The organism is Acetobacter senegalensis, assembly GCF_001580995.1.
In the GTDB taxonomy this organism is placed as follows: domain Bacteria; phylum Pseudomonadota; class Alphaproteobacteria; order Acetobacterales; family Acetobacteraceae; genus Acetobacter; species Acetobacter senegalensis.
On record NZ_LHZU01000121.1, the window covers coordinates 14,364 to 27,902 of the forward strand.

The 13,539-nt window shown below is 53.5% G+C and carries 10 protein-coding genes; 7 read left to right on the forward strand and 3 right to left on the reverse strand.

What is annotated here, in order from left to right; genetic code table 11:
* The first annotated feature begins 91 nt into the window (after positions 1-91).
* From AD948_RS06725 to AD948_RS06745, 5 genes are all read left to right on the forward strand, one after another.
* The gene (locus tag AD948_RS06725; protein ID WP_061471234.1) at positions 92-1,519 is read left to right on the forward strand and encodes an FAD-binding oxidoreductase; all 1,428 of its coding nucleotides are present in this window, start codon (positions 92-94) and stop codon (positions 1,517-1,519) included.
* Between the two features lie 316 nt (positions 1,520-1,835).
* Positions 1,836-3,065 carry a putative DNA modification/repair radical SAM protein gene (locus tag AD948_RS06730; protein WP_061471235.1) on the forward strand — a complete coding sequence of 410 codons (1,230 nt, stop codon included), beginning with the start codon at positions 1,836-1,838 and terminating at the stop codon, positions 3,063-3,065.
* A gap of 3 nt (positions 3,066-3,068) precedes the next feature.
* Positions 3,069-3,917, forward strand: coding sequence for a TIGR03915 family putative DNA repair protein (locus tag AD948_RS06735; RefSeq protein ID WP_061471236.1), 849 nt, complete (start codon positions 3,069-3,071; stop codon positions 3,915-3,917).
* A 207-nt stretch (positions 3,918-4,124) separates the two neighbouring features.
* Positions 4,125-5,348: an oxalate/formate MFS antiporter gene (oxlT, locus tag AD948_RS06740; protein ID WP_061471237.1), complete on the forward strand. Its 1,224-nt coding sequence runs from the start codon at positions 4,125-4,127 to the stop codon at positions 5,346-5,348.
* 232 nt (positions 5,349-5,580) lie between these two features.
* A complete protein-coding gene (locus AD948_RS06745; RefSeq protein WP_248845946.1) occupies positions 5,581-6,807 on the forward strand; it encodes an OprO/OprP family phosphate-selective porin in 1,227 nt (408 codons plus the stop codon).
* A gap of 47 nt (positions 6,808-6,854) precedes the next feature.
* Here AD948_RS06745 and grxB read toward each other — a convergent pair whose 3' ends face one another.
* A complete protein-coding gene (gene grxB / locus AD948_RS06750) occupies positions 6,855-7,499 on the reverse strand; it encodes a glutaredoxin 2 (RefSeq protein WP_061471238.1) in 645 nt (214 codons plus the stop codon).
* A 222-nt stretch (positions 7,500-7,721) separates the two neighbouring features.
* Positions 7,722-8,834 (reverse strand): Hint domain-containing protein, encoded by a 1,113-nt coding sequence (locus tag AD948_RS06755; protein WP_061471239.1) that lies wholly within the window; start codon positions 8,832-8,834, stop codon positions 7,722-7,724.
* 666 nt (positions 8,835-9,500) lie between these two features.
* Here AD948_RS06755 and rbsK point away from each other — a divergent pair.
* Together rbsK and acpA are read left to right on the forward strand one after the other, a co-directional pair.
* Positions 9,501-10,442: a ribokinase gene (gene rbsK, locus AD948_RS06760; protein WP_061471240.1), complete on the forward strand. Its 942-nt coding sequence runs from the start codon at positions 9,501-9,503 to the stop codon at positions 10,440-10,442.
* A 193-nt stretch (positions 10,443-10,635) separates the two neighbouring features.
* The gene (acpA, locus tag AD948_RS06765) at positions 10,636-12,165 is read left to right on the forward strand and encodes an acid phosphatase (RefSeq protein WP_006558399.1); all 1,530 of its coding nucleotides are present in this window, start codon (positions 10,636-10,638) and stop codon (positions 12,163-12,165) included.
* Between the two features lie 25 nt (positions 12,166-12,190).
* Here acpA and AD948_RS06770 read toward each other — a convergent pair whose 3' ends face one another.
* Positions 12,191-13,483, reverse strand: coding sequence for a cytochrome-c peroxidase (locus AD948_RS06770; RefSeq protein WP_061471241.1), 1,293 nt, complete (start codon positions 13,481-13,483; stop codon positions 12,191-12,193).
* Between the last annotated feature and the right edge of the window lie 56 nt (positions 13,484-13,539).

Genomic DNA, 13,539 nt, shown 5'->3' on the forward strand with positions numbered 1-13,539 from the left:
TTTCGCTCACCCTTCCTTCCTCCTCTCGACGCACAATAGATACGGGCACTATGGTTATCGTTTAATTTGCCTGTAGCACGTGAAAGCATTCATGACGGACCAAGCCTCTCTCCCGCTTCATCCCACGGCACGCGCCCAGCATGTGCTCTCCCTGCTGGCTGCGGAGATTGGAGACAAAATTTCCACCAACCTCTCGGTGTGTGAAGCCCATAGCCATGGCGAGGCTCTGGAAATTGCCAATATGCCCGTGGCCGTTGTGTTTGCAGAAAGCACCCAGGATGTCTCCGCAACACTGGCCCTTTGCCACCACCACCGGGTGCCGGTGGTGGCGTTTGGCGCAGGAACTTCCGTAGAGGGGCATGTCACGCCGCCTGATGGTGCGATCAGCCTTGACCTTTCCCGCATGACGGAGGTCATGGCGGTCAACAGTTCTGATCTTGACTGCCGTGTTCAGGCAGGTGTCACCCGTCAGGCCCTCAACGCCTTTCTGCGTGATACCGGCCTGTTTTTCCCTGTTGATCCGGGCGGTGAAGCAACGCTTGGCGGTATGTGTGCAACGCGTGCTTCCGGCACGGCGGCCGTACGATACGGAACCATCAAGGAGAACGTGCTCGGCCTGACGGTCGTCATGGCGAATGGTGAGGTCATCCAGACGGGCGGGCGCGTCCGGAAGTCTTCCACAGGGTATGATCTCACATCCCTGTTTATTGGGTCTGAAGGCACTTTGGGCATTATTACGGAAATTCAGCTCCGTCTTCATGGGCAGCCGGAGCAGCTTTCCGCAGCAGTCTGCCAGTTTGAAAATCTGGAAGACGCCGTCAACACAGCCGTTGAAATCATCCAGATGGGTATTCCCATTGCCCGAGTGGAATTGCTGGATGATGTGCAAATGCAGGCCTGCATTCGTTATTCCAATCTGGTTAACTATCGGCCTCTGACCACGCTGTTCTTTGAATTTGCAGGCTCGCCCGAAGCCGTAAAAGAGCAGATCACGGTTACGGAGGCCTTGGCGCGGGATAATAACGGACTGGCCTTTACCTGGGCCGATACGGCGGATGAACGGGCTACACTCTGGAAAGCACGCCATAATGCCTATTGGGCCGTAAAAGCTTTGCACCCCGGTCAACGCCTGATCAGCACAGACTGCATTGTTCCCATTTCCCAGTTAACCACCCTGATCACGGGCGTGAAGGACGATATTCTGGCATCGGGTCTCTACGCCGCCATTCTCGGGCATGTGGGAGACGGAAATTTCCATACGCTTATTGTAACTGAAGAAACGGAAGCTGGACGGCAGCAGGCCCTTGCTCTCGACCGCAAGATTGTTGCCCGTGCGCTTGCATTGGGAGGCTCCAGCAGCGGCGAACACGGGGTGGGCCTCGGCAAACTGGAATTTCTTGCTGCCGAACATGGAGAAGGCGCACTCAGTGTCATGCGCGCGCTGAAAGCCACGCTCGATCCACGCAACATTCTCAATCCCGGCAAACTTCTTCCCGTCGGGCCGGTATTTAAAGGCTGATTGTTCCTTTTCTTCCCCTCTCATCAGAGACGGGGAAGAATCCCTTTAGCCATCCTCCGCACCATTTGCTGACTGGCATACCGCTCTTCCAAAAGACCTGTCCGGGAGCAGCCTGTGACAAAAGGTGGCTAAGGCTCATGTCAAGCAGCAACCCCGGATCACAAGCATCTCACCGGTAGGCGCATCTTACGTGGTGGTTGAAATAGAGGCGTCTGCCAAAAACACTACGCCACCATGAACGTGTTGAGACATCTCCCATGACGGAATGATTTTAAGTCTCGCTCTGGCTGAATTGAGAACATATCATGAACAAACTATGAAACAGAGCCTCTCCGAACGTCTGGCCATTCTTTCTGATGCGGCCAAATATGATGCGTCCTGTTCTTCCAGTGGCGCAGGCAAGCGGGATTCCGCTGGCACCAAAGGGCTGGGTTCCACCGGCAACGGTATCTGCCATGCCTATACGCCCGATGGACGGTGTATTTCCCTGCTCAAAATTCTGCTGACCAATTTCTGCATTTATGACTGCGCCTATTGCATCAACCGCTCCTCCTCCAACGTGCAGCGCACACGCTTTACGCCCGATGAGGTTGTCTGGCTGACACTGGAATTCTATCGCCGCAATTATATCGAGGGGCTGTTTCTCTCCTCCGGCATTATCCGCTCACCGGAAGACACCATGGCCCAGATGGTGCATGTCGCGCGGGAGCTTCGCCAGGTTCATGGTTTTCGGGGCTATATCCACCTGAAAACCATCCCCAATGCATCCGCAGAACAGCTTGCCGAGGCTGGTCTCTATGCAGATCGCCTCTCCATCAACGTGGAAATGCCCACGGAACAGGGACTGGCTGCCTACGCCCCGGAGAAAAAAGCCGGGATCATCCGGCACTCCATGGGAGAAATGCGCACACGGATTGACGCGGGAAAGGAGCGAAGCCTCTCAGGCCGTCGGCCGCCGCGCTTCGCCCCCGGTGGCCAGAGCACGCAAATGATTGTTGGAGCAGATACCGCAACTGATCATGATATTCTGGCCAGCAGTTCCTCCCTTTATTCCGGCTACAAGCTGCGGCGCGTCTATTATTCCGCCTTCAGCCCTATTCCAGACGCTTCAGCCATCCTCCCGGTCCGCCCTCCGCCCTTACTGCGTGAGCATCGGCTTTATCAGGCAGACTGGCTCTACCGCTTCTATGGTTTCCAGTTTTCCGAGATCACGGCAGCGCAACCAGATGGCATGCTTGATCTGGCCCTTGACCCCAAACTGGCGTGGGCCCTTGCAAACCGTGCGCTTTTTCCGGTCGATCTGAACCGCGCCAGCCGGGAAATGCTGCTGCGGGTGCCAGGGCTTGGGGTACGTTCGGTTAACGCCATTGTCACCAGCCGTCGGCACAAACATCTCCGTCTGGAAGATCTGGCCCGGCTCAATGTCTCCCTCCGAAAGGTCAAGCCGTTTCTCCACACCACCGGCTGGTCTCCTACCCGCCTGACAGATCAGATAAACCTTCGGCAGGCCTTCCTGCCCTCTCCTCAACAACTCTCCTTGTTCTGACCCATGGCCTTTGGTGCAATTGTCGAACACGATACGTCTTTTTCAGAATGGCGGCCTATAGCCCGACAGTGCTTTCTGGCGGGTGTTCCACCTGAAGAACTGGAATGGCGGTGCGCGTCAGCTGAAGCCTCGCTGTTTGATGCCCCCTTGACCGTTCCATCACCCAAGCCGGACGCCCCCAACCCCATATTACGCAGCAACTGTCTGGCGTTGCTTAAGTCCATTCTGCGCCATGCCGATCAAACACGCTTTGATCTGGCCTATCGCATCTTATGGCGCGCGCAGAGCGAACCCTCTCTGGCAGCCATTCCGCTCGATCCGGATATTGCCCGGGCTCTGCGCATGGTCCACCAGATCCGCCGTGATGCACACAAGATGGAAGCCTTTCTCCGCTTTCGGGACATCGGGGAAAGCCAGAATGGGCGCAGATTGTTTCTCGCATGGTTTGAGCCCGATCATTACATTCTGCCAACCGTCGCGCCATTTTTTACACGCCGTTTTACAGATATGGACTGGGCCATCCTCACCCCTAAAGGCTCTATCACCTGGAACGGGGAGAAATGCACCCTCAGCCGCACAGCCTGCTCCAAGCCCGATCTTTCTGATTCGTTGGAGCAGTTGTGGCAGACGTACTATATGGCCATTTTCAACCCGGCGCGGATCAAAACCAAAGCCATGCGTTCAGAAATGCCACGCAAATACTGGAAAAACCTGCCAGAAACCCGGCTTATCCCCCAAATGCTTGCTCAGGCAGGCACAAGGGTAAAAGCCATGGAAACCCAGCAGCCACAGGAAGCGCCTTATTTCCATAAGCGCCTGCAACAACGCCGGACAGAAAAGCCTGAGCCCTGAGAGCAGAGTAAGTCATCTCCTTTGTGGAATGTTACTTCCCTGTTTTGAATAAAGATGAAAATCTGCTTGTTCGGTTGATTGCCCACACTCCTCTTAGACAGACGTCATGATCTTTCAAAACACGGCTCCATTTTCCTTTGTCCTGTTTCTCACTACACGGCAAAAAGCACCTCCCCGCCACCTCTGCGGCTTTGGAGACTCCTTCTGATGGCCAGCGCAAAATGGCGCCAACTGGCGGCTGGGTTACTGTGCATGGCCGCCATTTCCTCCCCCCAATATGTGTGGACATTGTTCACGCCCGGTTTAAAGGCTGAATTTGGCGTCAGTGCAGCGGCCTTACAGGTCACCTTTTCTCTTCTGATCGTCCTGCAGACGGTTTTTTCTCCCATTCAGGGATGGATCGCACACCATATCCACCCACGTACCCTCATCATGATTGGCATTGTGGTAACCGGTCTAAGCTGGGTCAGTGCGGCCTCGGCTACCTCTCTCGCCCAACTCTATATTTTTTATGGAGGGCTGGGCGGCATTGGCACCGGCATTGTGTATGTTGGTGTTGTCGCCCTGCTGATGCAGTGGTTTCCCCAAAACAGAGGCATGGCCGCGGGAGCAGCGGCTGCAGGATATGGCATGGGCGCCATGTTAACCACATTCCCGATCTCCCACTTTCTGGCCTTGTGGGGATGGCGCCCAACCCTGTGTGTGTTCGGCGTAATAATGGCAGCGGTAGGACTTTGCGCCGCCTGTTTCCTCAAAACGCCAATGCCGGAGCATTCTAAACAAACGGACGGTGCTTCGACTGGTTACCTAACCCCCTTTGTGCTCAAGACGCCCTTGTTCTGGCTCATGTTCTTCATGATGACCACCATGGCGACATCCGGGCTGATGGTGACGTCCCAACTTGCCCAGATCGCTCATGATTTTGGTGTCGCAAACCTGACCATACTCGGCATGAGCGCCCTTCCACTGGCCATGACGCTTGACCGCATTGCCAATGGTTTAACCCGACCTCTGTTTGGCTGGGTGTCTGACAGATATGGGCGCGAGCAGACAATGGCGTTCGCCTTCACGCTGGAAGCCTTAGCCCTTCTGTGCTGGCTGAGCATGGCGCACCATCCTGTCGCTTTCGTGCTGCTTTCCGGCCTTGTGTTTCTTGGGTGGGGAGAAATTTTCTCTCTTTTCCCTGCCACGCTGACAGATACATTTGGCACACGAGACGCCTCCCGCAATTATGGTATGCTCTATATGGCTCAAGGTGTAGGTGCCGTCTTGGGTGGTCCACTGGCGGCGTGGCTGCATCAGGCAAGCCAGAGCTGGTACCCTGTTTTTGCCTGCGCCATTGCCGGGGATATCCTCACCGCGTTTCTGGCATTAGCCGCATTGCGGCCCATGCGCCGCCGGTTCCTGCAAAACACGTCCTCTTCTTCCTGATATCGTTTATTTGACTTCGGGCAGAACAGGCCGCCACATCCGGGCCAGCAACACACTTTTCCTCCCTTGATACAGATCAGAAAGCCGTAGGAGATATTACGTCCGGGCAATCCCCTGAAATCCACGAGACGCATGGGCTTTTCATCTCCGGCGCTTCTCCTTACACGTTGCCTCTTCACTCTGCGCTTCAACAAAGCGCGCATGATGCATACGGAAGGTCCGCTGTTTTAAAATGCCCAGGAACACCAGACAGCTCTTCTTCCTGCGGCCTCTTTCTCTGTTTCTCACCCTTGGCGCCCCCCTTTCCGTCAGTGCCGCACACGCAGGCACAGTGCCGTCCATCACACTGGGGGATGTGGTCATCAAGCCCTACGCAACAGACCAGTTGGATATTGGCGGCTTTCCACAAACCAGCGTTCCGGCCCCCGGCGTAGGCATTCGCGCTGCCCGGTTGCGGAATGGCGCACGCATTACCATTCACAAGCAGTTCGAAATTGGCGCAATCTGGGATTTCGGGCCTGTACCCCATGGCCCCATGCGCCTGTTTGAAGGGCAGTTCAGCTATCTGGGCCTCAAGCATTTTGTTTTTACGGCTGGCATTTTCAAACCCAGCTTTGGGCTTGAATCCATGCAGGCCCAAGGGGATACCGTTTTTATAGAACGCGCCAGCATTGCCACCATCACCCGTAATCTTGCGGCAGGTATTGCAAGGCAGGCTGTTCAGATAGAAGCACATGGCACGCGCTATCATGTTGCGGTAGCGGGCACAGCCGGTACTGCCGGGCCGGATCACGACGGCAACCAACGGGCGATTGTCTTCCGGCTGGTCGGTATTCCTATCCGTACGAGAGACATTCTGTTTCACGTCGGTTTTTCCGGAGAATGGGTTTTCAAAGCGGCACAAAGTCCGGGGCAGCCGCCTGCCGCCAATTTTTCAGATTTTCCGGAACTGAATGTTGGTCTGACAGGAAAATTCCTCGACACAGGCCGCATTCCTTTGCGCAGCGCAGGTGCATTCGGGCTTGAAGCCGCCGCCGCCTGGAAACGACTGCTTGTGCAGGGAGAAGCGTACGAGATTGAAGCCAACCGGCGAGAAAACATCGGTTCGCAGCATCTTCATTTTTCTGGATGGTACGCTCAGGCAAGCTATACGCTGATTGGCAAGCCCCGTGCCTGGAAGTCTCGCACAGCTGCTTTTTCAGCTCCCACCTGCCAGAAAAACCAGACAACCCTGTGTGATGGCAGCGGAGTGCTGGAAGCTGGCGTCCGCTTTTCTGACGCCAATCTGCGGTCAGCTTCTGTAGATGGTGGCCACCAGCAGACATGGTCCGCGAATCTGAACTGGTGGCCGACCGATATTCTCCGGGTCAGCCTGCAATATGAAAACGGCACCATCCGGGAGACACACAGCACTGAAAACTTTCAGGCCGTTCTCTCCATGCTCCAGATCAAATTCTGAGCACCGCCTTTTAGCCTAGCTTGAGCAGCTTTCCCCTCCCGGTGCAATTAGATCGCAATGTCATCCAGCAAAGAGATACCGCACCGTTTTGACATGGTCTGTCGGTATGCTTCCACCGCGGCAGGATATGTCAGCCCGGCAATAAGGGACAGGCTGTGCAACTGCGCAAAAAGATGGATGTCATCCGTGGAGAGATGACCGTTCACCGCCTCGGCTGACTGAACAAGCGGCGCAAGATCTTGCAAAAGCGCATTTAGCGGTTCCAGGGCCACTGTGCCTTCACTCAAAATATCCGAGAATGCCCCCGTGGAACGCTCTTTGGTCCGAAGAAAATACGCCCGTCCCGCCGTTGTGGAAAATTCCGGGAAAGGGGCACAGGCTGCGCGGGGCAGAAACTGTCTGTACAAGGAACTGTTGGACCGTTTTAACCAATCGGAAATCGCCGGATTAGTGGGACCGGTTAAAAGGGACGCTCCCTGCCCATCAATATGAGCCACAATATCCATGCTTTCGCCCATAAAGTGGCCATTCTCCTCAAGAATGGGCACCATCTTCTGGCCGATCATCCGTTTTGGCGTGGCTTCATCATTATTCTGAAGAATAACCAGATCAAAGGGAATGTGGCGTAGCCCGAATATCATGCGGGCTTTGATACAAAAGGGACAATGATCGTAAACAAACAGCTTATACATGGAACCACTTTCTCAGTTCAGCAGGTCTCAGTCATGTTTTTAAAGACCATTTCAGAAATCTCATGCCGGAGGCAACACCTGATTTCTGAAATGGCCTCTAAAAATTATACGCGACCTACCCGTAGCTGAACTACGACGCTCCATAGTACTTGACTGGTCAAAAAAGTCAGTTTCCTGCGCTCTCAATCCTTTCTTATGGCACAGAAAACAACCAGAAAGCGCTTATCTGTGACGGTGCCGCCGGGGGCCATGATAATCTGTCACCAGATAAGGAATGGTTGTCAGAATTTGCACTCCCAACATTCCTGGCCCACGCTTTGCATCACGCCGTATTGGCAAATGCGCATGCCCGTTGGTCCACCGGCCTCCATCTTCTTCGGGCGGATGCCACCCAAGGAGATCCTCCTTGATATGTGTCATCACCTTTTTCCGTTTCCGGGAATCAACAAGCGTGATATCGCCCACGTGCACCCCAAGATAGCGCTTGTCCTGCACATAAGGGCCAATAACATCTACCGGCCGGCTTGCGCGGGAAGAAAGATGCACCTCATGCACATCGGGCGGGAGCATAAAAACGGCTACGTTGTCTTTTTCCATCGCTTTTCGGATAAACTGACCATTTTCTGTGACCAGTTGCAGGTCATGATCATCCGTGACTTCAGGAAGGTAAAATGGGCTTTCCAGTCCCCCCACTTCCGCACGAGATTTAAGGCGATGGTATAGCCCTTCGACCACTATTCTGTCTGTCACCACCGGCATATGGGTGCGTGTATGCCAATGGCTGTCTTCCGGGCATGGTGGCAGCGCACTGGCAATCAGCAGATTTTCCGCAATCAGCACGGCATGCGGATCAGTTTGAACGGGATAAGCCTTGTAAGCGGTAAACGTACGATCATAAAAAATCGAAAGTCTGTTCACCAACAGAGACAGCGGCACAAATTTGTCTTCAAAAAACAGACAATGGTCAGGCGTCAGAACCACATCACGCGCTGGCACACCATCTGCAATGGCGTCCTTCAAGATACGGATGGGATAGCCGGCTTCATCATCAGGCAGACCAGGCAACGTCATGCCATAGGCCACTCTCACCTGAGAGACGTGGTGAGGGGTTTCCTGACCATCGGCATAGCCCAGCACGGCATGGCCCGGAGACAGAGTTTCCACTTTGGCTTTGCCAGCGGGTGTATGGAGACAAGTTCCTTCCAGGAGGCTTGCTTCAGGCACAGACAGGCGATTATCGCCCTGCCCCGCACCTTGCGAAGTGTGACGGGGTTCCTGCTTGAATGCGCCTTTCAAACAATCACCTTCTTCTGGGCGTTTAGGAAGAAAAGCCATTTATCCTTTCCATAACACAATGAACGACAAAGGGCGCGTGCGTGTGTGTTATAATGTAAAACGTTTCCTGTTTGCCGCGCGAAGACGCGCACCACGATTCAGGGCCCAAAAGCCCCCAAAATCAGAACCAGAGATGCACATCCTTCTACCAACAGCGGGAGTGCAATCAAATGTATTACAAATTTAATTTTGACAAGACCAAGCAATGAAACTTTTGAAATTGTAATTTATTCCCTGTTAAAAAAAGACCTAACTATTTTTAATTTCCTGATCAGATACAAAAAATGAGCTTAAGTTACAAAAATTAAATTTTTCCCTCTACCACCCGCGGCAAAATCTTTTCTTTCTTTATAATTTTATTATGGATTTTTATTTAATTTTTGGAAGCTTTTATCGTTTTATACGATTCTAACGTTAGAAAATTCAAAGCAATTTTTATCTTTCGGTTTTGTTCTGTCATATAATTTTTAGTAATATGTCTTTGCTTCAATCTTTTTAAAAACGCATCTCATTCTTAAATTATAATTTCATATTGATAGCACACGATATATCGCTCTCGGACTCATCAACCTTCTATATGAGTCCTCCCTTATATATATAATTCCTCTAGCCTTCTCTCAGTGCAGACTCTTCAAGTCTGCTTTCATTTGTAGGAACTTGCTTTGTATGTCTGATACGACACCTCTGATTCTGTCCTTCGGCAGCGTCAATATTGATCTGACTGTACGTGTCGACACATTTCCCAAGGCAGGAGAAACCCTGCATGCATCCAATTATGCTGTTGGGCTGGGAGGGAAAGGAGCCAACCAGGCCGCGGCAGCCGCCCGCCTTTGCCAAAGCCTGCCGACACAGGTGGCGCTGGTGGCACGGGTGGGTTCAGATCATTTTGGCGCTTTCGCACAGGACGCTCTCCGTGCTTTTGGGGTTGAGACAACGCCTGTTTATTGTGATCCAGATCATCCAACCGGCATCGCCCTGATCACGGTCGATCGTAACGGTGAAAACTGCATTACCGTAGTTGGTGCGGCAAATATGGCTGTCAATGAGGTGGATGTTGAAAAAAACGCAGACTGGCTGAAACGTGCCCGCATTCTGCTTCTGCAACTAGAATGCCCGCTCGCCAGTGTTGCCGCCGCCGCAGCACAAACCCGACAAACTGGCGGGCTTGTCATCCTTGACCCTGCCCCTGTGCCACCTGAAATGCTCCCAGCGTCCCTATGGCAGAACGTAGATATCCTGACCCCGAATGAAACAGAAACAGCGCTCCTGACCGGTATTCAGCCAGAAACCGCTGAGCAAGCTGCCCAAGCTGCGCAAATCCTCCTCAGCAAAGGAGCACGTGCCATTGTTATCAAAATGGGAGGACGCGGCACGTACTGGCATGACGGCACACAAGAAGGCTTTATCCCCCCTTTCAAAGTCATACCCATTGATACCGTTGCCGCAGGCGATTGTTTTAATGCCGGGTTGGCGGTCGCACTCAGCAAAGACCTCCCGTTCCCGCAGGCCGTTCGTTTTGCATCGGCCTGTGGCGCTCTGGCGACCACCCGCAAAGGAGCTGCCGACGCAGCTCCCACATGGGATGACGTACAGACGCTTCTGTCGTGAACAGTGGCCCTTGAAGCATGAGGGGCCACAGTGTGGTCCTTCCGATTGAAAATTGAACTCTTTTGACAGATATGAAAAGATGCATATCTGTCATTCCCCAGAGCAAGAGATAGGTATGCGTTTTCTCTTTTCGTCCCGATATTCGTCCTATCGTCCGCGTAAAACGATCCTCTTCTTGCACTCTGCTCTGTCCATGGTCGGGATCAGCCTTTCGGCGTCCCTGCCGCTTGCGGCACAAGCGCAAACGGCCCAGCAGAAACCGGATCTATCCGCCATTCAGACCGTTGTGGTCATTTTTGCGGAAAACCGTTCATTTGATAACCTTTACCGGGGCTTTCCGGGGGCTGATACCTCCGCCACAATCCCGGCCGATGCATATGTGCAGAAAGACCGGGACGGAACGGTTCTAAAAGAACTGCCGCCAGTCTGGGGCGGCCTGACCGGACGGGGTATTCCTAACCCCATCACCCAAGCCATGACGGAGCACCTTCCCAATAAGCCTTTTGCTGTTGATGACCCAAAAGGCTTCAATGTGCCCCTGAACACGCTGACGCATGATCTATGGCACCGGTTTTATCAAAACCAGATGCAGATCAACCATGGCAAGAATGACATGTTTGTTGCGTGGGCTGATACGGGTGCCATGCCCATGGGGTACTGGAACGGCAGTCACATGAAAATGTGGAAAATTGCTGAAAAATACACCATGGCAGATCATTTCTTCATGGGGACTTTCGGCAGTTCCTTTCTGAACCACCAATGGCTGGCCTGTGCGTGCGCCCCCTATTATCCGGCTGCAGACACAAGCCCTGCCCATCCCTCCATTGTGATGGCGGACAAAACAGGCACCGCGCTGGTTGTGGCCCCCAACTCTCCCCACTCAGCCCTTGAAGGGGTTCCCAAATTTGTGCGTGATGGAAATCTTACGCCTGACTTCCATGCGGTCAACACCATGCAGCCCCCTTATCAACCCAGTGGCAACAAACCCGCTGAGGGGCAGGACCCGCGCTTTGCCGACCCCACCCGCCCCACTACTCTGCCACCACAGACCACCCCCACCATCGGCGATAGACTGAGCGAAAAAAACATTAGCTGGGCTTGGTTTTCCGGGGCATGGCAGCATGTGCAGGATCACGGCAACGCCTACCCTATGCCTGATTTTCAATACCACCATCAACCTTACAACTATTACGTCAATTATGCTCCAGGGAAGGCCGCTCGGCAGGAACATTTGCAGGATGGTGGTCTGAACGGAGCACGCTTCAAGGACATTATTGATAGCGGCAAACTTCCGCAGGTCTCGTTCTATAAGCCTCAGGGCAATCTGAACGAACATTCAGGCTACGCAGACATTGAATCCGGCGATAGTCATATTGCAGATCTTGTCAGCCATCTGGAAAAAAGCCCGCAGTGGCCGCATATGCTGGTTATTGTCACTTATGACGAAAACGGTGGCCTATGGGACCATGTCGCCCCTCCTCAGGGAGACCGTTGGGGTCCTGGCTCGCGTATTCCCGCCATCATCATCTCTCCATTCGCCCGCCAGCATTACGTGGATAAAACGGTGCAGGACACCACCTCCATCATCAAGTTTCTGACCGAGCGCTATGACCTGCGTCCCCTTGATGGCTTGTCTGGCCGAGATAAAGCGATTCAGGCCAGCACAGGCAAACCACTCGGAGACCTGACAGGAGCCTTGCTCCTCCCTCACCAAACTCCCTGACACCCCTCTCCTTTCTGGCGCCACTTTATTGTGTGGCGTCAGAAGCCTGCGTGGCCGAATATCCGTCGGTCAGGGTATTAAGGAAGGCCACAATCGCGTCGATCTCATTGTCTGAGAGAACAGGCCTGTTGCCTGGCTGAGGCCCAAACGGTGGGTCCATATTGATATTTTCCTGATAGCGCTCAGGCAGATCATCATATTTCAGAATTTTTCCATCTTTCCCCACGGGGTAAATCTGTTCCGGGTGCGTGTCTCTCAATACATAAAAAGCCACGGCATCACGCAGGGAATGATAAAAGCCATTATGGAAAAATGTGTGGCGTGTCGCTACATTCCGTAATGATGGTGTGCGGAACAACCCACAATAGTCTGCATGCTGCTTCAGATCCGTGCGATCGGGTCCGCACAGCCCCAGATCAAACGCGTTCGGGTTCCTGTTGAACGGCAAAGCCCTGTTGCGCGGCACACCAACGGCAATCATGCCATAATCCGTAAATTGCGGCGGCGTACCGTCATAACCGGGCTGACTTTTGTGGCAGGACGCACAGTTCCCTTTCTCGGGATCTTCAAACACTTTCAACCCCAACTGCTCCTGAGGGGAAAGTGTGGCTTTTCCCGCCAGATAGGCATCATATTTGCTGGAATATGGGTAAAAGCGCCGCCAATCCTGCTGATAAGCTTCAAGCGCCTTGGTTATGACCACAAACAGGTTTGTCGTGTGCAGATAAGGCCCCAATTCCTTCAACGTGTCGCCGTAACCTGCACGAACAGCGCGGTTAACAACCTCCTGTGGTGTTTGTCGGCCCATTTCAAAAGGAGCCAGCAACGGGATAGCGGCCTGTTCAGCCAACGTGTTGGCACGTCCATCCCATGTCAGGCCACCTGTGGGGCCGTTATCAATGCTTTCATCCGCTTCATCTTCGGAATCAAAAAAATGTTCTGTAAATTGCGGGACATTTTCTAAATATTTGAGAGACGGTACCGCCCGGTGTCCGCGCTGCGCCATATCCACACCGCCATACTGCACAGAAAGCATATTGTCAGGCGCAAAAGCTGCGTGCTCGCTATGGCAACTGACGCAGGATAACGCGCCAGAAGCAGACAGGCGCGGATCATGAAACAGCTTGTCTCCCACTGCGGCCAGCCTGGCAACGTTTTTGTAGACCTCACTGCGGCTTACCCCGTCTTCCGCGCGCGCGAACAACGGAGGCCACATCAGCAGACTGGCCACCAGACAGATCTGGCGAGAGAAAAGAAAACGGATCATCACGCAGGGTAGAATAGCAGTCTGAGTGGGAAAAATCTTCTTACGTGGCATTAACACGCAAGATATCCCACACTGCGTATCAGTCAGACCCCAAAGACCTTCACAGG